The organism is Kitasatospora sp. P5_F3 (genome assembly GCF_054049135.1).
Genome location: NZ_JBFUMY010000007.1, coordinates 78,035 through 98,886, shown reverse-complemented (window position 1 = coordinate 98,886; position 20,852 = coordinate 78,035). Strand labels below are relative to the sequence as shown.

Here is a 20,852-nt window from a genome sequence, read left to right as displayed (position 1 = left end):
GGCAGTCCTAGGATGAGGGGCAAATGCCCCGCTTCAGTGTGATCGTCCCGGTCTACCAGGTCGAGGAGTACCTGGCCGAGTGTCTCGACTCGGTGCTCACCCAGTCCTGTCCGGACTTCGAGCTGATCGCGGTGGACGACCGGTCACCCGACGGCTGCGGCGCCCAGCTGGACCGGGCGGCCCGGCGCGACGAGCGGATCCGGGTGCTGCACCTCGCCGCCAACGTCGGCCTCGGCCGGGCCAGGAACGCCGGTCTCGAGGTCGCCACCGGCGACTACGTGATCTTCCTGGACAGCGACGACACGCTGACCCCCGGTCTGCTGCAGGCGGTCGAGGGCCGGCTCAAGGCCACCGCCGACCCGGACCTGCTGGTCTACGACTACGCCCGCACCTACTGGGACGGCCGGGTGGTCCGCTCCGCATCGGCCCCGGTCTTCGCCCGCCCTGGCCCCGAGGTCTTCGACCTGGACGGGCGCCCCGACCTGCTCGACCTGCTGATGGTGGTCTGGAACAAGGCCTACCGCCGGGACTACCTCGCCGAGCAGGGCCTGACCTTCCCGGCCGGGTACTACGAGGACACCCCCTGGACCTTCCCGGCCCTGCTGGCCGCCGGCCGGATCACAGTGCTCGACCTGGTCGGCGTGCACTACCGCCAGCGGCGCGAGGGCGGCAACATCCTGGCCACCGCGACCCGCAGGCACTTCGACATCTTCGACCAGTACGACCGGGTCTTCGCCTTCCTGGACCGCCGCCCCGACCTGGCCCGCTGGCGCCCGGTGGTCTACGGCCGGATGCTGCACCACCTCGACACGGTGGTCTCCAAGCCGGGCCGGATCCCGCCGGGCGACCGCCGCGCGTACTTCCGCCGGGCCGCCGAGCACTGCGCCCGGCTGCGCCCGGCCGACTACCGGCCGGCCCCGGGCGTCGCGGGTCTGCGGGCCGAACTGCTCGGCCGTGGACGGTTTCTGACGTACCAGGGGTTCCGCGTGCTGGCCCGCGGCCGGAGCGCTCTCAGCAGGCTGACCCGGGGGCGCGGGTAGCGCTCCGGCCGGTCCGCGACCAGGGTTGTCGGAGCCCTTTAAGGCCGGGCGCCGGTGCGGTAGTGTCGCGCGCACCTAAGGGACAGCGTGCCGTGACGGCAGGCCGCCGGACGGGTGAATCCGCACCTGGCGGGTGAGGGCGGTCAACCATCCGTACCGAAGCTCACCCAGGAGCGGTGGTCACCCGGACGGCACCGGGTCGTTGCTCCGGTTGGGCCGTCCGTGGCGGTCGGCCGTGCAGCTGTGAGGAGTACCGATGACCGGAAGCACCGCGACCAGCGACAGCCCCAGAATCGTCGAACCGGCGGTGCTGGGTGACGTTCCGGGCTGGTTCTGGGATCTGGACCGGCACGCCTTCGAGTGGTTCCTGGACCGTCAGGAGCAGGCCGGCGTCGGTGGCGACCTGATGGAGCTCGGTGCCTACCTCGGCCGCAGTGCGATCGTGATGGGCCGTCACCTCCAGTCCGGCGAGCGGTTCACGGTCTGCGACCTGTTCGACTCGGACGCTCCGGACGACGAGAACTCGGCCGAGATGACCATGTCGTACCGCAAGACGCTCACCCGCGAGGCGTTCGAGGTCAACTACCTGGCCTTCCACGACCAGCTGCCCGAACTGATCCAGGCCCCCACCTCGGTGCTGGCCGACGGCCGGGTCCCGGCGGGCAGCTGTCGGTTCGTCCACGTGGACGCCTCGCACCTGTACGAGCACGTGGCCGGGGACATCAAGGTCGCCCGGGACGCGCTGGCCAAGGACGGCGTGCTGGTGCTGGACGACTACCGCTCCGCACACACCCCGGGCGTGGCCGCCGCGACCTGGGAGGCGGTGTTCAACCTGGGGCTGCGGCCGATCCTGCTGACCGAGTGCAAGTTCTACGGCACCTGGGGCGACCCGGCGCCCGCCCAGGAGGCCCTGCTGGCCAGCTCCGGCGGCGCCTCCGGTGTCTGGGTGGTGACCGACACCATCGCGGGGCAGCGGGTGCTCCGCCTCGACGGCCAGCCCGAGCTGCTCGCCGACTTCCCGGTCTCCCGGCACCACGACCGGCTGGTCAAGGAGGCCGCGTCCCGGAAGGGACGGGCCGCCGCCAAGGACCTGGCGGGCCGTCGCGCGAAGGCCGCCGTCGCCCGCCGCCCGGTCGAGGTGGCCAAGCGGGTGGCCGTCGACCTGCTCCCGCCGGTGGTCACCTCGGCCGTCCGCAGGGCCCGCCGCGCGAAGTGAGCCGCCGCCGGCCGGAGCGTTGACGCTCCGGCCCGCCGCTCGGGCCGGTATACAGGACCGGACGTTCCGGACCCGACCGGCAAGGTGGCCGTGGAATTCCTGACCAAGCTCCCGGTGATCGGCCCGCTCGCCGCCCGAGTGCTACGCAGCCGGCCCTGGCTGGTGTACGCCCACTTCACCGAGGTACAGGGCAACCGGCTGGCCGGGGCGGTCACCTTCTTCGCCTTCCTGGCGCTCTTCCCGCTGCTCACGGTGGCGCTGGCGATCGCGGTGGCCGCTCTCTCGGACAGCCGGGTGGACCAGCTCCAGCAGGACATCGCCGACCAGCTGCCCGGCCTGTCCGACTCGCTCGACCTGCCCTCGCTGGTCGCCAACGCGGGCACGGTCGGGCTGATCAGCGGCGTACTGCTGCTGATCTCCGGGCTCGGCTGGGTGGCGACCATGCGCGGCTCGGTCCGGGAGATATGGCGGCTGCCCGCCGACCCGGGCAACCCGGTGATCGGCAAGCTCTGGGACTGCGCGGTGCTGCTCGGCCTCGGCCTGGTCTCGGCGGTCTCGCTGGGCGCCTCGGCGCTGGCCACCACGCTGGCCCGAAGGGCCGCCGAGTGGCTCGAACTCGACGGCGTGGGTTGGCTGTTGACCCTGGTCGGGTTCCTGATCGCGGTCGCCGCCGACCTGGTGCTGTTCGCCTATCTGCTCGGCCCGTTCCCCCGGATCACCGAGCAGCAGCGGCGCCGCGCCCTGTTCCAGGGCGCCCTGATCGGCGCGGTCGGCTTCGAGCTGCTCAAGCTGCTGCTCTCCTCCTACCTCGGCTCGGTCGCGGGCAAGAGCCTGTACGGGGCCTTCGGCGTGCCGGTTGCATTGCTGCTCTGGATCAACTTCGTCTGCCGGCTGCTGCTGTTCTGCGCCTCCTGGACCGCGCTGGCCGACCCGGCCGCGGCCCGGGCCAGGACCAGGGCACAGGCCGACGCGCTGCTGGAGAGCGCGGCCGAGCCGCCGGCCGAGGCCCGCTGACGCCGGGTCAGCGGGTGGGCCGGCGCCTGGCCCAGTGCACGGCACCGACCACGGCGGCCAGGCAGAGCCCGGCGGCCAGCCAGCCGGGCCAGCCGATTCCCTCGGGTACGGGCGCCGCCGCGACCTGCTCCACCTGCTCCGCCTGCTCCACCGGTGCGGCCTGTGGCGGTTCGGTGGCGGTGGCCGGGCCGGTGGCGGCCCCGGCACCCCCGGCACCCCCGGCGGGGGTGGCGGGGGTGGTGGGGGCGGGCGGCAGGTCGGCCAGCCGGCCGACCGGGGTGACCTTCCCCGCCGCCGCGAAGCCCCAGTCCAGCAGCGCCGCCGTCTCGTCGTAGACCTGCTGGTACCCGGCCGGGCGCATCACCGTCACCAGCAACGTGCGGCCGCCCCGTTCGGCCGCGCCGGTGAAGGTGGCCCCGGCGTTGGTGGTGTAGCCGTTCTTCACCCCGATCAGTCCCTGGTACTTGCCCAGCAGCCGGTCGGTGTTGGCGATGCCGAAACTGCCGCGCAGCCCGGTGGTCTTGTCGACCAGCCCGGGGAACTGCGCGTCCCGGGTGGCGCAGTAGACCCGGAAGTCCGGGTTGCGCAGGCCGGACCGGGCGAACAGCGTCAGGTCGTACGCCGAGGAGAGCTGCCCGTCGGTGTCGTACCCGTCCGGTGTCACCACCTTGGTGTCCAACGCCCCCAACGCCTGCGCCCTGGCCTGCATCTGAGCCACCGTCTCGGCGATCCCGCCGTTCATGTGCGCCAGCACCCGGACCGCGTCGTTGCCCGAGCTGAGGAACACCCCGCGCCACAGGTCCTCCACCCGGTAGTCCAGGTTCTCCTTGATCCCGACCATGCTGCTGCCGTGGCCCATCCCGGCCAGCTCGGCGTCGGTCACCCGGTGCACGGTGTTCTTGTCGAGCCTGGGCAGCACGGTGTCGGCGAACAGCATCTTCAGCGTGCTCGCGGGCGGCAGCCGCAGGTGCGCGTTGTTCGAGGCCAGTACCTCACCGCTGCCCGCGTCCGCGACCAGCCAGGACTGCCCGGTCAGCCCGGCGGGCAGCGGCGGCGCACCGGCCGACGGCGCCAGCTGCACTCCTGGCTGGCCCAGCCGCTCGCCGCCCACGGCGGACATCCCGGGCGGCGGATCCTGCCAGGGCACTCCGGCGGAGCAGAGCGAGACGGCCGCGGCCACCGCGGCGCACCGGTACACGAAGTGACGGAGTGTGGACACCCAGGGACCGTACCCGGACGCCCCGCCGACGGCCCGCCGCGCCGCCATCGTCCCCCGAACGAGTGCCGCCGGTTGGCCCGCCCGGCCCACTCCGCATACTGGACCGGACAGCTCCGCCCCCGCCCGCTAGGACCTCCCATGAAGCTCGGCCGCCGCACCTCCTGGTTCCTCACCGCCTTCGGCGTCTGGTCGGTGATCATCTGGACCACCTTCCTGAAGAACCTCTGGAAGGACTCCGGCGGCCAGGCCTTCACCAACGGCGACCACGGGCAGCCCACCACCTTCTTCTGGGTCCACCTGCTGCTGGCCGTCACCTCCCTGGTGCTCGGTCTGCTGGTCGGCGCGGTCGGCGTCCGCAGCCTGCGCACCCTCCGCCGGGCCTAAAGGCATTGCCCCCACCCGGCGGAAATGCCAGGATCCCCGCCGGGGGCGTACACGGCGCACCCTTTTTCTTCTGGGTGGGGATTTCCAAGTGACTCTCTCTCGACGGCTGCTGGCTTCCGCCGCGACGGTGGCGGCCGTCTCCGGCCTGCTCTCGGTCCCGGCCGCGTCGGCGGCCTCGCCCGACCAGGTCACCGCGGCCTGCACGGCGGACTGGCTGAACACCACGACCCCGGTCCTGACCGGGACCACCTCCGGTACGGGCGCCCGGTTCGGACTCTGGGACGAGACCACCGGTACGAAGCTGGTGGACCGTCAGGTCGACGGCCAGGCCGGGCAGCTGTCCGTCACCCCCGAGGCGCTGACGGACGGTCACCGGTACGCCTGGCGGTTCTGGCCGCAGGGCGGCGGACAGCCCACCGCCAAGTGCGGCTTCGGGGTGGACGTCACCGCGCCGGTCGCGGCGGTCAGCTCCACCGACTTCCCGGCCGAGGGCACCAACAAGTTCGCGGGCCAGAAGGGCGTCTTCACCTTCCGCGCGACCGAGACCGGCTCCGGAGTGGCGTGCTACCGGTACGTGCTGGACGGCACGATCAGTGTCGGGGACGGTTGCACGGGAGCCGTACCGGCGGGAGCGGACGGCTCCGCGACGGTCACGCTCAGGCCTCGCGACTGGGGGACGCATGTGCTCCAGGTCCAGGCCGTGGACCGGGCCGGCAACGTGACCCAGCCCACCTACTACAGCTTCTACGCCCCCTGGAACGCCAACGCCCCCAAGGCGTTCGGCGACGTGGACGCCGACGGTGTCCCGGACATCGTGCTGACCGACCTGGCGGGCAACCTTCAGGTGATCAGTGCGGACGCCACCGGCACCGAGCCGAGCGCCGTCTTCCCGGCCCAGGTCGCGCCGGGTGGTACGGGCAGCTGGGACGGTCTGGAGATCACTCACGGCGGCTGGTCCCGGGGCAGGAACCCGGTGGACGACGTACTGGTCCGCCGCCCGGGCTCGGCCGGTGGCTATTACCTCTACCGGGGTGGCCTCGACCCCGTCCGGTCGTCGCCGACGTACGACTACCTGCCGGATGCCGAGGGGCTCGACTGGTCCCGGGCGGGGCAGCTGGTGTCGATCGGTTCGGGCTCCCGCTCGGCCCCGGAAGGCCTGCAGCAGCTCACCGTGGTCGACGGGGACCTCTGGGTGGCCGCCATCGAGGGCTGGTGGGGGGAGACCGTCCGGGTCACCACCACCGGCAACTGGGGCGGGTACCAGCTGATCGGTCCCGGCCCCGACGCGGCCGGCAACCTCACCGTCTGGGCCCGGGAGAAGGCGACCGGCACGTTGCGGGCGTACGCCGTCCCGCGCGACGCGGCCGGTGTGTACGACTTCGCGGCGCTGGCCGACCCGGCGGCCGGGACGGTGCTGGGCAGCTTCCCGGTCGCGCAGTACCCGACCCTGGGCAGCTCCGGTGACGGCGACGGTGACGGGGCCACCGGCTGCGGGCCCGCCCGGCAGACGCCGGACGGGCCCTCAGTTCGTGGCGAAGACTAGAAGCGGCGGGTCACCAGGGCCCGCTTCACTTCCTGGATCGCCTTGGTGACCTCGATGCCACGGGGGCAGGCCTCGGAGCAGTTGAAGGTGGTGCGGCAACGCCACACGCCCTCACGGTCGTTCAGGATCTCCAGGCGCTGCTCGGCACCCTCGTCACGCGAGTCGAAGATGAAGCGGTGCGCGTTGACGATGGCCGCCGGGCCGAAGTACTGGCCGTCGTTCCAGAACACCGGGCAGGACGAGGTGCACGCGGCGCACAGGATGCACTTGGTGGTGTCGTCGAACCGCTCGCGGTCCTCGGCGGTCTGCAGGCGCTCGCGGGTCGGCTCGTTCCCGTTGGTGATCAGGAACGGCATGACGTCCTTGTACGCCTGGAAGAACGGGTCCATGTCCACGATCAGGTCCTTGAGGACCGTGAGGCCCTTGATGGCCTCGATCGTGATCGGCTGCTCCGGGTTGACGTCCTTGATCAGGGTCTTGCACGCCAGCCGGTTGCGGCCGTTGATCCGCATCGCGTCGGAGCCGCAGATGCCGTGCGCGCAGGAACGGCGGTACGTCAGGGTGCCGTCCTGCTCCCACTTGACCTTGTTGAGGGCGTCAAGGACGCGCTCCTTCGGGTCCATCTCCAGCTGGTAGTCGACCCACACCGGGTCCGGCAGCTCCTCCGGGTTGAACCGGCGGATCCTGAGGGTGACGGTGATCAGCTTGATGCCACCGGCCTCGGCCGCGTCCAGAGCGGCCGAGTGCGTCTCCACGGTCGGAGTGCTCATCAGTACTTACGCTCCATCGGCTGGTAGCGGGTCGTGACGACCGGCTTGTAGTCGAGGCGGATCGAGGTGGTGCCGTCCGCGGCGACCTCCTGGTACGCCATGGTGTGCTGCATGAACTTCACGTCGTCACGGGTCGGGAAGTCCTCGCGGTAGTGACCGCCGCGCGACTCCTCACGGGCGAGCGCGGAGACGGCCAGCACCTCGGCCAGGTCGAGCAGGTTGCCCAGCTCGACGGCCTCCAGCAGGTCCGTGTTGTAGCGCTGGCCCTTGTCCTGGATCGCGACGTGCTTGTACCGCTCGCGCAGCCCGGCGATGTCGGCCACGGCCTGCTTCAGGGTCTCGCCGGTGCGGTAGACCATGGCGTTGGTGTCCATGGTCTCCTGCAGTTCCTTGCGGATCTGCGCGACCGACTCGGTGCCCTCGGAGTCGCGGAGACCCTCGATGATCGCCACGACCTTCTCGGCCGGGTTCTCGGGCAGCTCGGTGAAGTCGACCTTCGACGAGTAGTCGGCGGCGGCGATACCGGCCCGCTTGCCGAACACGTTGATGTCGAGCAGCGAGTTGGTGCCCAGGCGGTTGGCGCCGTGCACCGAGACGCAGGCCACCTCGCCGGCCGCGTAGAGGCCGGGCACCACGTCGGTGTTGTTGCGCAGCACCTCGCCCTCGACGTTGGTCGGGATGCCGCCCATCGCGTAGTGCGCGGTGGGCTGGATCGGGATCGGGTCCGTGTAGGGCTCGATGCCGAGGTAGGTCCGGGCGAACTCGGTGATGTCCGGGAGCTTGGCGTCCAGCTGCTCCGGCGGAAGGTGCGTCAGGTCCAGGTAGACGTGGTCGCCGTCCGGGCCACAGCCGCGACCCTCGCGGATCTCGGTGTAGATCGCGCGCGAGCAGACGTCACGGGACGCGAGGTCCTTCATGACCGGGGCGTAGCGCTCCATGAAGCGCTCGCCGTCCTTGTTGCGCAGGATGCCGCCCTCGCCGCGGGCTCCCTCGGTGAGCAGGATGCCCATCCGCCAGATGCCCGTCGGGTGGAACTGGAAGAACTCCATGTCCTCCAGCGGCAGGCCGCGACGGTAGACCAGCGCCTGGCCGTCACCGGTCAGGGTGTGCGCGTTGGAGGTCACCTTGAAGAACTTGCCGGTGCCGCCGGAGGCGAAGACCACCGACTTGGCCTGGAAGACGTGGATCTCGCCGGTGGCCAGCTCGTAGGCGACGACGCCCGCGGTCTTGCCGTCGTTGATCAGCAGGTCCAGGACGTAGAACTCGTTGAAGAACTCGACGCCGTGCTTGACGCAGTTCTGGAACAGCGTCTGCAGGATCATGTGACCGGTGCGGTCCGCGGCGTAGCAGGACCGCCGGACGGCCGCCTCACCGTGGTTGCGGGTGTGACCGCCGAAGCGGCGCTGGTCGATCCGGCCCTGCTCGGTCCGGGAGAAGGGGAGACCCATCTTCTCCAGGTCGAGGACGGCGTCCACGGCCTCCTTGCACATGATCTCGGCGGCGTCCTGGTCGACCAGGTAGTCACCACCCTTGACCGTGTCGAAGGTGTGCCACTCCCAGTTGTCCTCCTCGACGTTGGCGAGGGCGGCGCACATGCCGCCCTGGGCCGCGCCGGTGTGGGAGCGAGTGGGGTACAGCTTGGTCAGCACCGCGGTGCGGCTGCGCTGGGTCGACTCGATGGCCGCGCGCATGCCCGCGCCACCGGCGCCGACGATGACGGTGTCGTACTTGTGAATCTGCATGGGGTCTACGTCGCCTCTGGCTGGCCGATTAGATGTTCGGGTCGAAGGTGAAGATCACCAGGGTGCCGAGCAGGACCGTGAAGACGGTCGCGGCACCCATCAGGGTCTTCAGCCACAGCCTGGTGGAGTCCTTCTCCGCGTAGTCGTTGATGACCGTGCGCATGCCGTTGCTGCCGTGCAGCATGGCGAGCCACAGCATCAGCAGGTCCCAGCCCTGCCAGAACGGCGAGGCCCAGCGACCCGCCACGAAGGCGAAGTTGATCTTCGACACGCCGCCGTCGAGCACCAGCATGATCAGCAGGTGACCGAGGATCAGCACGACCAGCAGGACACCCGACAGGCGCATGAACAGCCAGGCGAGCATCTCGAAATTGGTGCGGGTACGCCGAGGGGTCTTCTTGGTACGCGTACGCGGGGGCTCGACGACGAAGGCGTCGGCGGGGTTCCCGGTGCCCAGGCCCTGGCCCGTGTGGGCGTGGACGGAGGGGACCACCAGGGTCTCGTTGGTGTCAGCAGCCATCGTCGATCACTTCCCGAACCAGGAGAGGAGGGTGTGCTCGAGGATGCGGTAGAACGACGCCGCCATCAGCACGACCCAGACACCGACGACGGACCAGAGCATCTGCTTCTGGAGCTTCGGGCCCTTGGACCAGAAGTCCACGGCGATGACCCGAAGACCATTCAGTGCGTGGAACAGGATGGCGGCGGTGAGGCCGTACTCCATCAGGTTCACCAGCGGTGTCTTGTACGTCTGGATCACGGTGTCGTACGACTCGGGTGACACCCGCACGAGAGCGGTGTCGAGAACATGGGCGAACAGGAAGAAGAAGATGAGGACGCCGGTGACTCGATGAGCCACCCAACTCCACATGCCTTCCCGGCCGCGGTACAGCGTTCCAGCCGGCACGGAAAACCCTCCGGAAGCGGATTGGGGGCTCGGCCGGCTTCGGTGTCGGTCAGCCCGGCCGGTACGGTCTCCGGCCGCCAGCATCCTATCGACGCCGTGCGGTGAACCGCGTCCGGGGGTGTCAGGTGTGATCAAACAGGCACGCACGGCCTAATCGACCCCCCGAATGTGACTCTGAGTCACGTCATTGCCCGCGCCAAGGCGGCGTCACCGCCGCCCGGTCAGTTGCCCGACCGGGTGGCGGTGGCGGTGGCGACGAGGTGCTCCAGCCGGGTCAGCGCGATCCGGCGGAGCTCGTCGGCCGCGATCAGCCGCTCCTCGTCCGGATCGTTGGCAAGCCTGGTCCGTACGGAGCTGAGCACGGTGTCGAGCATCTCCTCCGGTTCGATCCCGTCCAGGCAGACCACGAAGACGTGGCCGAACCGCGCCTCGTACGCGGCGTGGGCGGCCCGCAGTGCGGTGTGTGCAGCCTGGCTGCCGGGTGCGCGCATGCCGAGGAGCGGCTGCGGCATCCAGCTCTCGTCGGCCAGCGCTTCGGCCAGATCGGCCGGGCGCAGGTCGTAGGAGGCCTCGCTGGCGGCGGCCAACAGGGACTCTATGTCGGGGTAGGGGCGGTGTGCGGTGAGCCGAAGCGCCCACCGGTGGCTGCCGCAACAGGCCAGCAGGGCCTCCTCGGCAGCGCCGGGGTCGGCCTCGTTGAAACGGTGAAGCCCGAGCAGGGACGGCACCAGCAACGGCAGGTCGAACCGTCGTGGCGGGATGTCACTGGACAGCGGGTCCTCCTCGTGAGGGCGGGAAGGGGAGTTGCTCCAGAGACGAAACGTAGGTGGTCAGCGGTTGCGCGAGGGACCGGTCGGCCAGGCCCGGGAACAGGCATCTTGTGGACCGCCCGGGCAGCGGCACCACGGTAGTTGAGGGTTCGTCAATTGAGGAAGGGTCATACCGAATTCACTCGAACGAGCTATCAAGTCGTAACGTTGTCATGTTCGTTGAGGTGGCCGGCCCGCCCGGCCACCCCGACGCCGGGTCGAGGTCAGCCCCGGTACACCTTGTGGTTGGCCGCCTGGGCGCGCGGCCGGACCACCAGCAGGTCGATGTTGACGTGCGGCGGCCGGGTGACCGCCCAGGAGACGGTGTCGGCGACGTCCTCGGAGCTGAGCGGTTCGGCCACGCCCGCGTAGACCGCCGCCGCCTTCTCCTCGTCGCCCCGGAAGCGGGTGACCGCGAAGCCCTCGGACTTCACCATGCCGGGGGCGATCTCGATCACCCGGATCGGCTCGCCGCACAGCTCCAGCCGCAGGGTGGCCGCGATGGTGTGCGCGGCGGTCTTGGCGGCCACGTACCCGCCGCCGCCCTCGTACGCGGCCAGCGCGGCGGTCGAGCTGAGCACCAGGACCGTGCCGTCACCACTCGCCCGCAGGGCGGGCAGCAGGGCCTGGGTCACGTGCAGCACGCCGAGTACGTTCACCTGGTACATCGCCAGCCAGTCGGCCGGGTCGGCCGCCTCGACGCTCTCGGCGCCGATCGCGCCGCCCGCGTTGTTGACCAGCACGTCGACGGGGCCGACCTCGGCCGCGAACGCGTCCACCGCGGCCCGGTCGGTCACGTCGACGGTGAAGGCCCGGCCGCCGATCTCCTTGGCCAGCGCCTCGATCCGCTCGGTCCGGCGGGCCGTGACGACCACCTCGAAGCCGTCCGCCGCCAGCCGCCGCGCCGTCGCCGCGCCGATGCCACTGCTCGCACCGGTGACCACGGCCACCTTCCGCTCGGTCATTTCCACTCCCCAGTTGTTCGGTCGTTGCCGCCGATCATCGCAAACGGCAGGTCCGCGCCCCGGGCGGGTGGCACCGGCCGGGGCGGGGAGTGTCGGGCCGGATGCGGCCTGTGAGCAAGGTCCCAGCCGTGGCATCTGTCCGCTCCGGACCGTGGCCGACTACATTGCGTAGCTCCAGCTGACGTTAATCAGCATTCACTCACCGCATCCCTCACCCTGCGGAGGACCCCCCATGGCAGCCGAGCCCCGTCGCACCGAGTCGGGCCTCCCGATCGAGCCGCTGTACGGTCCGGAGACCCTCGCCGGCTGGAGGCCGGAGGCCAAGCTCGGCCGGCCCGGCGAGTACCCGTACACCCGTGGTGTCTACCCCTCGATGTACACCGGCCGGCCCTGGACGATGCGTCAGTACGCGGGCTTCGGCACCGCGGCCGAGTCCAACGCCCGGTACAAGCAGCTGATCGCCAACGGCACCATGGGCCTCTCGGTCGCCTTCGACCTGCCGACCCAGATGGGCTACGACTCGGACGCCCCGATCTCGGCCGGCGAGGTCGGTAAGGTCGGCGTGGCGATCGACAGCGTCGACGACATGAACGTGCTGTTCGGCGGCATCCCGCTGGGCGAGGTCTCCACCTCGATGACCATCAACGCGCCGGGATCGCTGCTGCTGCTGATGTACCAACTGGTCGGCGAGGCCCAGGGGGTGGCCTCCAACCAGCTGACCGGCACGATCCAGAACGACGTGCTGAAGGAGTACATCGCGCGCGGCACGTACATCTTCCCGCCGAAGCCCAGCTTGCGGCTGATCGCCGACGTGTTCCAGTACTGCCGGGCCGAGATCCCGAAGTGGAACACCATCTCGATCTCCGGCTACCACATGGCCGAGGCCGGGGCGAACCCCGCGCAGGAGATCGCCTTCACGCTGGCCAACGGCATCGAGTACGTCCGCACCGCGGTCGCGGCCGGGATGGACGTGGACGACTTCGCCCCCCGGCTCTCGTTCTTCTTCGTCTCCCGCACCACGCTGCTCGAAGAGGTCGCCAAGTTCCGTGCCGCGCGCCGGATCTGGGCCCGCGTGATGCGCGAGGAGTTCCACGCGAAGAACCCGAAGTCGCTGATGCTGCGCTTCCACACCCAGACCGCCGGGGTCCAACTCACGGCCCAGCAGCCCGAGGTGAACCTGGTTCGGGTCTCGGTCCAGGCGCTCGCGGCGGTCTTCGGCGGCACCCAGTCGCTGCACACCAACAGCTTCGACGAGGCCATCGCACTGCCCACCGAGAAGTCCGCCCGGCTGGCGCTGCGCACCCAGCAGGTGCTGGCGTACGAGACCGACATCACCGCCACGGTGGACCCGTTCGCCGGCTCCTACGTGGTCGAGCAGATGACCGACGAGGTCGAGGCCGCCGCGCTGGAACTGATGCACAAGGTGGAGGAGATGGGCGGTTCGGTGGCCGCCATCGAGCAGGGTTACCAGAAGGGCGAGATCGAGCGGACCGCCTACCGGATCCAGCAGGAGCAGGACTCCGGCGAGCGCACCGTGGTCGGCGTCAACCGCTTCCAGCTGGACACCGAGGACCCGTACGAGCCGCTCCGGGTGGACCCGGCGATCGAGGCCCAGCAGGCCGAGCGGCTGGCCAGGCTCCGTGCGGAGCGCGACAGTTCGGCGGTGGACCGCTCGCTGACCGCACTCCGCAAGGCGGCCGAGGGCAGCGACAACGTGCTCTACCCGATGAAGGAGGCGCTGGCCGCCCGGGCCACCGTCGGTGAGGTCTGCAACGCGCTGCGGGAGATCTGGGGCACCTACGTCCCGGTCGACCGGTTCTGAGCGGACGTCAGTCCGGTACGTCGACGGGGTCCGGGGCGCACGCCTCGGGCCCCGCGCCGTGTCCTGCCCCCCGACCGCTCGTTGCACAGACCAGCGAGCACCGGAAGGCGGATGAAACGGTATGTCATACCCAGCTGCAGGGCCGGTATGCACCCATCCGGGGACCAGTTCGGCGGAAGTCGGGCCAAAACCCCACCACCGGCCTAGTCTTGTTGAGGTGAACGATCCTCAGCCCGCCGCTCAGGCCACTCTCACCCCCGCCCGCCCCGGCTCGGACCTGCGGGCACGGGTACGGGCCTACCAGGCGGAGTTGATCGCCTTCCGCCGTGACCTGCACCGGCACCCGGAGTTGGGGCGGCAGGAGTTCCGCACCACCCGGCTGCTCCGCGAGCGGCTGCTGGCCGCCGGGCTCTCGCCGAGGCTGCTGCCGGGCGGCACTGGGATGACGGTCGACATCGTGCCGGCCGACTGCAAGCCCGGTACCCCGTTCCTGGCCTTCCGGGCGGACATCGACGCGCTGCCGATCGACGACGCCAAGACCGAGGCCCCGTACCGCTCCACGCTGCCCGGCCGGGCGCACGCCTGCGGCCACGACGTGCACACCTCGGTGGTGCTCGGCACTGCGCTGGTGCTGGCCCAGGCGGCCCGGGCGGGGGAGCTGAAGCAGCCGGTGCGGCTGATCTTCCAGCCCGCCGAGGAGGTGATGCCCGGTGGTGCGCTGGACGTCATCGAGGCCGGCGGGATGGCCGACGTGGGCCGGATCTTCGCGGTGCACTGCGACCCGAAGGTCCAGGTGGGCCGGATCGGCCTCAAGGTCGGCGCGATCACCTCGGCCTGCGACCGGCTGGTGCTGCACCTGGACGGGCCCGGCGGCCACACCGCCCGCCCGCATCTGACGACCGATCTGATCACCGCGGTCGCCCGGCTGGCCTCCGACCTGCCGCCCGCGCTGGCCCGCCGGATGGACCCGCGCTGGGGCGTCAGCCTGGTCTGGGGCCGGATCGCCTCCGGCTCGGCCTCCAACGTGATCCCGCAGCACGCCGAGCTGGAGGGCACCGTCCGCTGCCTGGAGCTGGCCGGCTGGCGCGAGGCGCCGGACGCGCTGCACGAGCTGACCGCCAAGCTGGCCGAGCTCTACCGGGCCAAGTGGACGGTCGACTACCACCGGGGCGTGCCGCCGGTGGTGAACGAGCACGCCTCGATCAGCCAGTTCGAGGCGGCGATGACCGGCCGCTTCGCGGCCGGGGCGGGCCCGGTGGTCGAGGACACCGAGCAGAGCCTCGGCGGCGAGGACTTCTCCTGGTACCTGGAGCACGCGCCCGGCGCCCTGGCCCGGCTGGGTGTCAGGAGCCCGCACGACAGCACGGTCCGCGACCTGCACCAGGGGCGTTTCGACGTGGACGAGCGGGCGATCGCGATCGGCGTCGAACTGTTCGCAGCCCTCGCGCTGGAGTACGGCCGAGTCTGAGACCCGCAGGCCGAGGTCGGCGTAGAGTGGCGGCGTACTACCAGGGAGTAGTGACATTCAGGTGTGGCAAGCTTGGTCATATGTCTGGTTTGTCCCGACATAGGACCACGTTTTGATAACAACCCGAATGCCCTTCCGGCCCGTAACACAACCGTGTTCTACGCGCGTTACGGTGGCGCTCGACCACGCCATACGGGTGTGTGAGAAGGAGATACTCCCTTGCGCCGTTCAATGAAGCTCGCCGCGGTTGTGCTCTCGGGTTCCCTGGGCATCGCCTCGCTCGCCGCTTGCGGCGCAAAGAGCACCGACAGCAACACCGCCTCCCCGGCCGCCGGCGCCTCCGGCATCAAGGTCGGCATGGCGTACGACATCGGCGGCCGTGGCGACCAGTCGTTCAACGACTCCGCCGCCCGCGGCCTGGACAAGGCCAAGGCCGACCTCGGTGTGCAGGTCACCGAGGCCGAGGCCAAGACCGGTGAGGCCGAGGCCGACAAGGAGACCCGCCTCAAGTCCCTGGTGACCAGCGGCTACAACCCGGTCATCGCGGTCGGCTTCGTCTACCAGGCCGCCGTCGAGAAGGTCGCCAAGGAGAACCCGAACGTCAAGTTCGCGATCATCGACTCCGGCTCCTCCACCCAGCCGACCAACGTCACCTCGCTGACCTTCTCGGAGCAGGAGGGCTCGTACCTGGCCGGCGTCGCCGCCGCCTCGAAGAGCACCGCGAAGCACATCGGCTTCATCGGTGGCGTGCAGTCCGAGCTGATCAAGAAGTTCGAGGCCGGTTACGTCGCGGGCGCCAAGTCGGTCACCCCGGACATCAAGATCGAGACCACCTACCTCACCACCCCGCCGGACTTCTCGGGCTTCAACGACCCGGGCAAGGGCAAGGACGCCGCGCAGGGCCAGCTCGACAAGGGCGCGGATGTCATCTACTCCGCCGCCGGCTCCTCCGGCAACGGCGCCATCGAGGCCGTCTTCAACGCCAAGAAGTGGGCCATCGGCGTCGACTCGGACCAGGCCGCCCAGCCGGCCCTGGCCAAGTACAAGGACCGCATCCTCACCTCGATGGTGAAGAACGTCGACACCGCGGTGTTCTCGTACATCGACTCGGTCAAGAAGGGCACCCCGATCACGGGCGCCAAGAACTTCGACCTGAAGGAGAAGGGCGTGTCGCTGGCCACCACCGGCGGCTTCATCTCCGACATCCAGAAGAAGCTGGACGACGCCACCACGGCGATCACCTCGGGCGCCACCAAGATCCCGACCACCACCAGCTGACACTTGCTCAGCCTGCCGCTGACCTTCGCGGTCAGCGCGCATGATTGACACAGCATCAGGGCGGGGCCCGGCGGGGTGCGCACGACGCACGCCACCGGGCTCCTCCTATTCCCCCAAGCCTTCTCCAGCGCAACGACGCGCCCTGTGACCACCAGGAGATCGCCATCACCGCTTCCGAACCCGCCCCGACCCCCACGGGCGGCAACCCCAGCGCGGGGACGGCGACACCGGCCGTCGAACTGCGCGGCATCACCAAGCGCTTCCCCGGTGTCGTGGCCAACCACGACATCGACATCACCGTGGCTCCCGGCACCGTGCACGCCCTGATGGGTGAGAACGGCGCCGGCAAGTCGACCCTGATGAAGATCCTCTACGGCATGCAGAAGCCGGACGAGGGCACCATCGCCATCAACGGCGAGCAGGTCGAGTTCAACACTCCCGGGGACGCCATCGCGCGCGGCATCGGCATGGTGCACCAGCACTTCATGCTGGCCGACTACCTGACGGTGTGGGAGAACGTCGTCCTGGGCGGCGAGAAGCTCTACGGAATAGGAGCCAAGGCCAAGGCGAAGATCCGCGAGATCTCCGACCAGTACGGCCTGGGCATCCGCCCGGACGCCCTGGTCGAGGACCTCGGCGTGGCGGACCGCCAGCGCGTGGAGATCCTCAAGGTGCTCTACCGGGGCGCCCGGATCCTCATCCTGGACGAGCCCACCGCCGTGCTGGTGCCGCAGGAGGTGGACGCGCTATTCGCGAACCTCCGGGACCTCAAGTCCGAGGGCGTCACCGTCATCTTCATCTCGCACAAGCTGCACGAGGTGCTCTCGGTGGCCGACGCGATCAGCGTGATCCGCCGCGGCACCACGGTCGGCGACGCCGACCCGCGCACCGTGACCGCCCGTCAGCTGGCCGAGCTGATGGTCGGCGCCGAGCTGCCCTCCCCGGAGAGCCGCGAGTCGACCGTCACCGAGACCGAGATGCTCAGGGTCGACACCCTGCGGATCGCCAAGGCGGACGCCGAGGGCATCGAGCGCGTGGTGCTGGACGACATCTCGCTGCGGATCCGCAAGGGCGAGATCCTCGGCATCGCCGGTGTCGAGGGCAACGGCCAGGCCGAGCTGGTCGAGGCCATCATGGGCATGCTGCCGCTGGACGGTGGCATCGTCACGCTGGACGGCGTCGACCTGACCGGCACGCTGACCCGGGCCCGCCGCGAGGCCGGCATCGGCTACATCCCCGAGGACCGGCACAAGCACGGCCTGCTGCTGGAGGCTCCGCTCTGGGAGAACCGGATGCTCGGTCACGTCACCGAGGCGCCGAACTCCAAGGGGATGCTGCTGGACCCGGCCGGGGCCCGCAAGGACACCCGGCGGATCGTCGAGGAGTACGACGTCCGTACCCCCGGCATCGAGGTCACCGCCGCCTCGCTCTCCGGTGGCAACCAGCAGAAGCTGATCATCGGCCGCGAGATGAGCCACCACCCCAAGCTGCTGATCGCCTCGCACCCCACCCGTGGTGTGGACGTCGGCGCGCAGGCGCAGATCTGGGAGCAGATCCGGGTCGCCCAGCGCGAGGGCCTGGCGGTGCTGCTGATCTCCGCCGACCTGGACGAGCTGATCGGCCTCTCCGACACCATCCGGGTGATCTACCGCGGCCGCCTGGTCGCGGACGCCGACCCGGCCACCGTGACGGCCGAGGACCTGGGCACCGCGATGACGGGTGCGGCCGCCGGCCACATCGAGTCGGCTCCGGAGGCGGTCGCCGAGTTCCAGGTGATCGTGGCCGAGGGCACCGAGGCCGAGTCCACCGACGACACCGCCACCGACGCGCAGGCGGGGGAGTAACCCACATGACCAGTCCCAAATCCGCCGCCAAGCCGGCGGACAAGAAGCGGTTCGACACCGAGAAGATCGTGCTCGGCCTGGCCGCCCCCGTGCTGGCCGTGCTGCTCTCGGTGGTGATCTGCGCCGTTCTGCTGGCGGTCTCCGGTAAGGAGCCGTTCAAGGCGTTCGACGTGATGTTCTCCTACGGGACCGCCTCCGACGGCCAGGTGCTGACCCTCAACCGGGCCACCGTCTACTACCTGGCCGGTGCCGCCGCCGCGTTCGCCTTCCGGATGAACCTCTTCAACATCGGCGTCGACGGCCAGTACAAGCTGGGCGTGCTGTTCGCCGCCTTCGTCGGCAGCCAGGTCGACCTGCCGGCCGTCCTGCAGGTCCCGCTGCTGCTGGTGACCGCGATGCTGGTCGGTGGCATGTGGGCGAGCATCGCCGGTCTGCTCAAGGTCTACCGGGGCGTCAGCGAGGTCATCTCGACCATCATGCTGAACGCCATCGCGACCGCCGTGGTCGGTCTGCTGCTGGTGCCGGGCGTCTTCGCCCCGGACAAGGGCACCGCCACCAACGCGATCCAGACCGAGCCGATCTCGGCCTCCAGCCACTTCTTCACCGTCGAGACCGCCGGTGGCACCCTCTGGGGCTTCGTCGTGATCGCGATCCTGGTCGGCGTCCTCTTCCAGTTCACCCTGAGCCGGACCCGGTTCGGCTTCGACCTGCGCGCCACCGGCCGCTCGGAGAGCGCCGCCACCGCCTCGGGCGTGAACGTCAAGCGCATGGTGATCACCTCGATGGTGGTCTCCGGCGGGATCGCCGGCCTGATCGGCCTGCCCGAGCTGATGACGAGCTCCTACTACTTCGGGCAGAACATCCAGCCGGGTCTGGGCTTCATCGGCATCTCGGTCGCCCTGCTCGGCCGCAACTCGCCGATCGGCATCGCCTTCTCGGCGCTGCTGTTCGCCTTCCTCGACGTGGCGGGTACTCAGTTGCCGCTCCAGGGTGGCTACCCGCAGGAGATCGTCAACGTCATGCAGGGCACCATCGTCATCTGTGTCGTCGTCGCCTACGAGCTGGTCCGCCGCTACGGCCTCAAGCGCCAGCAGCAGAAGGTCGGCGCCGAGCTGGCCGCTCAGGCCGCCGCTGCCAAGAAGGAGGTGGCCGCATGAGTACCGCCACTGTCGCCCGGCCGAAGTCGCCGGGCAGTTCGCCCGCCAAGAAGGGCAAGCTGACCGTCCCGGTCGTGCTGCTGCTGATCGCCGGAGCCTTGCTGCTGTTCTCCGCCGTCGGCGCGGCCACCGGCAACCACGGCCTGACCTCCTCCGGGCAGATCACGGCCGCGCTCGGCGCCTCGGTGCCGATCGCGATGGCCGGTCTCGGCGGTCTCTGGGCCGAGCGGGCCGGTGTGGTCAACATCGGCCTCGAAGGCATGATGGTCGCCGGCACCTTCTGCGGCGCCTGGGCCGGTTACCTGGTCAACCCCTGGGTCGGCCTGCTCGCCGGTATGGCGGGCGGCGCGCTCGGCGGTCTGCTGCACGCGCTGGTCACCGTCACCTTCGGCGTCGACCACATCGTCTCCGGTGTCGGCATCAACCTGCTGATCCCCGGCATCTGTGCCTACGTCAACCGGATCTACTTCCGCGACTACGTGGCCTTCGGCGCCGGGGCGAACCAGTCCCCGCCGGCCGACCCGCTGCCGTACATCACCATCCCCGGCCTGGCCGACTGGCTGGACACGATCGAGGCGCACCACTGGTTCCTGGTCTCCGACGTCGCGGGCATCCTCGGCGGCATGGTCTCCAACCTCTCGGTGGTCGTGGTGATCGCCGCCGTGTTCCTGGTGGCCAGCTACTTCCTGCTCTGGCGGACGGTCTTCGGCCTGCGGCTGCGCTCCTGCGGTGAGAACCCGACCGCGGCCGAGTCGCTGGGCGTCAACGTCTACAAGTACAAGTACCTCGCGGTGATCGCCTCGGGCGCGTTCGCCGGTCTGGCCGGTGCGTACCTGTCGCTGGTCGCGGCGCACTTCTACAAGGACGGCATGACCCAGGGCCGAGGCTTCATCGGTCTGGCCGCGATGATCTTCGGCAACTGGATGCCGGGTGGTCTGGCGATGGGTGCCGGCCTGTTCGGCTTCACCGACAGCCTCCAGCTGCGCGACCCCGACTCGGTGCACGTGCTGCTGCTGACGGTCTCCATCGCGATGGTGCTGCTGGCGCTCTGGAAGCTGTACCGGCGTCAGTTCAGGGGTGCCGCGATCAGCTTCGTGGTCGCCGCCGGTCTGGCGGCCTGGTTCGCCACCACCGACACGGTGCCGCGCGCGCTGATCGTGGCCACCCCGTACGTGGTCACCCTGGTGGTGCTCGCGCTGGCCTCGCAGCGACTGCGGATGCCGAAGGCCGACGGCCAGATCTACCGCCGCGGGCAGGGCAAGTGACGACCGATCGGTCGGTCGACTGGGAACAGCTGCGGACCGCCGCCCGGGACGCGATGGGGCATGCGTACGCCCCGTACAGCAAGTTCCCGGTCGGCGCCGCGGCCCTGGTGGACGACGGGCGGGTGGTCACCGGCTGCAACGTGGAGAACGCCTCGTACGGCCTCGCGCTGTGCGCCGAGTGCGGGCTGGTCTCGGCGCTGCACGCGAGCGGCGGTGGCCGGCTGGTCGCCTTCACCTGTGTGGACGGCGCGGGCGAGCTGCTGATGCCGTGCGGGCGCTGCCGCCAGCTGCTGTACGAGCACGGCGGACCGTCGCTGCTGGTCGAGCTGCCGTCCGGAGTGCGGCCGATGAGCGAGGTCCTGCCGGACGCGTTCGGGCCGGAGCGGCTCTAGCTACCTCTTTAGTTACG

General features: G+C 70.2%; 19 protein-coding genes. 12 read left to right on the top strand and 7 right to left on the bottom strand.

The genetic code is table 11. The annotated features are described in order from the left end of the window. Positions 1–23 precede the first annotated feature (23 nt). From ACXJMZ_RS05375 to ACXJMZ_RS05365, 3 genes are all read left to right on the top strand, one after another. Positions 24–1,040 carry a glycosyltransferase family 2 protein gene (locus ACXJMZ_RS05375; protein WP_457028830.1) on the top strand — a complete coding sequence of 339 codons (1,017 nt, stop codon included), beginning with the start codon at positions 24–26 and terminating at the stop codon, positions 1,038–1,040. Between the two features lie 256 nt (positions 1,041–1,296). Continuing rightward, on the top strand, positions 1,297–2,256 hold the full coding sequence (locus tag ACXJMZ_RS05370) for a class I SAM-dependent methyltransferase (protein WP_457028829.1): 960 nt from the start codon (positions 1,297–1,299) through the stop codon (positions 2,254–2,256). A gap of 90 nt (positions 2,257–2,346) precedes the next feature. Continuing rightward, entirely contained in the window at positions 2,347–3,270 is a 924-nt protein-coding gene (locus ACXJMZ_RS05365) for a YihY/virulence factor BrkB family protein (protein WP_457028828.1), read from the top strand. 7 nt (positions 3,271–3,277) lie between these two features. On the opposite strand, the gene ACXJMZ_RS05360 is transcribed toward ACXJMZ_RS05365, so the two are convergent. Beyond that, entirely contained in the window at positions 3,278–4,489 is a 1,212-nt protein-coding gene (locus tag ACXJMZ_RS05360; protein WP_457028827.1) for a D-alanyl-D-alanine carboxypeptidase family protein, read from the bottom strand. A gap of 138 nt (positions 4,490–4,627) precedes the next feature. Between ACXJMZ_RS05360 and ACXJMZ_RS05355 the strand changes: the two genes are divergently transcribed. Both ACXJMZ_RS05355 and ACXJMZ_RS05350 read left to right on the top strand, forming a co-directional pair. Beyond that, positions 4,628–4,873, top strand: coding sequence for an SCO4848 family membrane protein (locus ACXJMZ_RS05355; RefSeq protein ID WP_457028826.1), 246 nt, complete (start codon positions 4,628–4,630; stop codon positions 4,871–4,873). An 88-nt stretch (positions 4,874–4,961) separates the two neighbouring features. After that, positions 4,962–6,416 (top strand): hypothetical protein, encoded by a 1,455-nt coding sequence (locus ACXJMZ_RS05350; protein ID WP_457028825.1) that lies wholly within the window; start codon positions 4,962–4,964, stop codon positions 6,414–6,416. On the opposite strand, the gene ACXJMZ_RS05345 is transcribed toward ACXJMZ_RS05350, so the two are convergent. From ACXJMZ_RS05345 to ACXJMZ_RS05320, 6 genes are all read right to left on the bottom strand, one after another. Beyond that, positions 6,413–7,186, bottom strand: a complete 774-nt coding sequence (locus tag ACXJMZ_RS05345) for a succinate dehydrogenase iron-sulfur subunit (protein ID WP_457028824.1) — start codon at positions 7,184–7,186, stop codon at positions 6,413–6,415. The two genes, ACXJMZ_RS05350 and ACXJMZ_RS05345, sit on opposite strands and share 4 nt — an antisense overlap. Then, on the bottom strand, positions 7,186–8,928 hold the full coding sequence (sdhA, locus tag ACXJMZ_RS05340) for a succinate dehydrogenase flavoprotein subunit (protein ID WP_457028823.1): 1,743 nt from the start codon (positions 8,926–8,928) through the stop codon (positions 7,186–7,188). The genes ACXJMZ_RS05345 and sdhA overlap by 1 nt, the downstream gene beginning before the upstream one ends. Before the next feature lie 28 nt (positions 8,929–8,956). After that, the gene (gene sdhD / locus ACXJMZ_RS05335) at positions 8,957–9,448 is read right to left on the bottom strand and encodes a succinate dehydrogenase, hydrophobic membrane anchor protein (RefSeq protein ID WP_457028822.1); all 492 of its coding nucleotides are present in this window, start codon (positions 9,446–9,448) and stop codon (positions 8,957–8,959) included. Between the two features lie 6 nt (positions 9,449–9,454). Further along, positions 9,455–9,835 carry a succinate dehydrogenase, cytochrome b556 subunit gene (gene sdhC, locus ACXJMZ_RS05330; protein WP_457028821.1) on the bottom strand — a complete coding sequence of 127 codons (381 nt, stop codon included), beginning with the start codon at positions 9,833–9,835 and terminating at the stop codon, positions 9,455–9,457. A gap of 221 nt (positions 9,836–10,056) precedes the next feature. Further along, positions 10,057–10,575 (bottom strand): 2-oxo-4-hydroxy-4-carboxy-5-ureidoimidazoline decarboxylase, encoded by a 519-nt coding sequence (locus ACXJMZ_RS05325; RefSeq protein ID WP_457028975.1) that lies wholly within the window; start codon positions 10,573–10,575, stop codon positions 10,057–10,059. A gap of 293 nt (positions 10,576–10,868) precedes the next feature. Further along, positions 10,869–11,609, bottom strand: coding sequence for an SDR family oxidoreductase (locus ACXJMZ_RS05320; RefSeq protein WP_457028820.1), 741 nt, complete (start codon positions 11,607–11,609; stop codon positions 10,869–10,871). 232 nt (positions 11,610–11,841) lie between these two features. On the opposite strand from ACXJMZ_RS05320, the gene ACXJMZ_RS05315 reads away from it, so the two are divergent. From ACXJMZ_RS05315 to ACXJMZ_RS05285, 7 genes are all read left to right on the top strand, one after another. Next, the gene (locus tag ACXJMZ_RS05315) at positions 11,842–13,431 is read left to right on the top strand and encodes an acyl-CoA mutase large subunit family protein (protein WP_457028819.1); all 1,590 of its coding nucleotides are present in this window, start codon (positions 11,842–11,844) and stop codon (positions 13,429–13,431) included. A gap of 217 nt (positions 13,432–13,648) precedes the next feature. Next, positions 13,649–14,899 carry an amidohydrolase gene (locus ACXJMZ_RS05310; RefSeq protein ID WP_457028818.1) on the top strand — a complete coding sequence of 417 codons (1,251 nt, stop codon included), beginning with the start codon at positions 13,649–13,651 and terminating at the stop codon, positions 14,897–14,899. Between the two features lie 219 nt (positions 14,900–15,118). Continuing rightward, entirely contained in the window at positions 15,119–16,177 is a 1,059-nt protein-coding gene (locus ACXJMZ_RS05305; protein ID WP_457028817.1) for a BMP family lipoprotein, read from the top strand. 272 nt (positions 16,178–16,449) lie between these two features. Beyond that, positions 16,450–18,021 (top strand): ABC transporter ATP-binding protein, encoded by a 1,572-nt coding sequence (locus ACXJMZ_RS05300; protein WP_457028974.1) that lies wholly within the window; start codon positions 16,450–16,452, stop codon positions 18,019–18,021. Positions 18,022–18,026: 5 nt separating this feature from the next. Then, positions 18,027–19,178 carry an ABC transporter permease gene (locus ACXJMZ_RS05295; RefSeq protein WP_457028816.1) on the top strand — a complete coding sequence of 384 codons (1,152 nt, stop codon included), beginning with the start codon at positions 18,027–18,029 and terminating at the stop codon, positions 19,176–19,178. Next, complete coding sequence (locus tag ACXJMZ_RS05290; protein ID WP_457028815.1) at positions 19,175–20,443, top strand: ABC transporter permease; 1,269 nt, start codon at positions 19,175–19,177, stop codon at positions 20,441–20,443. The genes ACXJMZ_RS05295 and ACXJMZ_RS05290 overlap by 4 nt, the downstream gene beginning before the upstream one ends. After that, complete coding sequence (locus ACXJMZ_RS05285) at positions 20,440–20,835, top strand: cytidine deaminase (protein WP_457028814.1); 396 nt, start codon at positions 20,440–20,442, stop codon at positions 20,833–20,835. Before ACXJMZ_RS05290 ends, ACXJMZ_RS05285 begins: the two co-directional genes overlap by 4 nt. The last annotated feature ends 17 nt before the right edge of the window (positions 20,836–20,852 follow it).

Bases quoted from the DNA above. Each gene is read 5' to 3' on its own strand.
- ACXJMZ_RS05375 (WP_457028830.1), top strand. From the start codon at position 24: ATGCCCCGCTTCAGTGTGATCGTCCCGGTCTACCAGGTCGAGGAGTAC.
- ACXJMZ_RS05370 (WP_457028829.1), top strand. From the start codon at position 1,297: ATGACCGGAAGCACCGCGACCAGCGACAGCCCCAGAATCGTCGAACCG.
- ACXJMZ_RS05355 (WP_457028826.1), top strand. From the start codon at position 4,628: ATGAAGCTCGGCCGCCGCACCTCCTGGTTCCTCACCGCCTTCGGCGTC.
- ACXJMZ_RS05345 (WP_457028824.1), bottom strand. From the start codon at position 7,186: ATGAGCACTCCGACCGTGGAGACGCACTCGGCCGCTCTGGACGCGGCC.
- sdhA (WP_457028823.1), bottom strand. From the start codon at position 8,928: ATGCAGATTCACAAGTACGACACCGTCATCGTCGGCGCCGGTGGCGCG.
- sdhD (WP_457028822.1), bottom strand. From the start codon at position 9,448: ATGGCTGCTGACACCAACGAGACCCTGGTGGTCCCCTCCGTCCACGCC.
- ACXJMZ_RS05320 (WP_457028820.1), bottom strand. From the start codon at position 11,609: ATGACCGAGCGGAAGGTGGCCGTGGTCACCGGTGCGAGCAGTGGCATC.
- ACXJMZ_RS05315 (WP_457028819.1), top strand. From the start codon at position 11,842: ATGGCAGCCGAGCCCCGTCGCACCGAGTCGGGCCTCCCGATCGAGCCG.
- ACXJMZ_RS05295 (WP_457028816.1), top strand. From the start codon at position 18,027: ATGACCAGTCCCAAATCCGCCGCCAAGCCGGCGGACAAGAAGCGGTTC.
- ACXJMZ_RS05290 (WP_457028815.1), top strand. From the start codon at position 19,175: ATGAGTACCGCCACTGTCGCCCGGCCGAAGTCGCCGGGCAGTTCGCCC.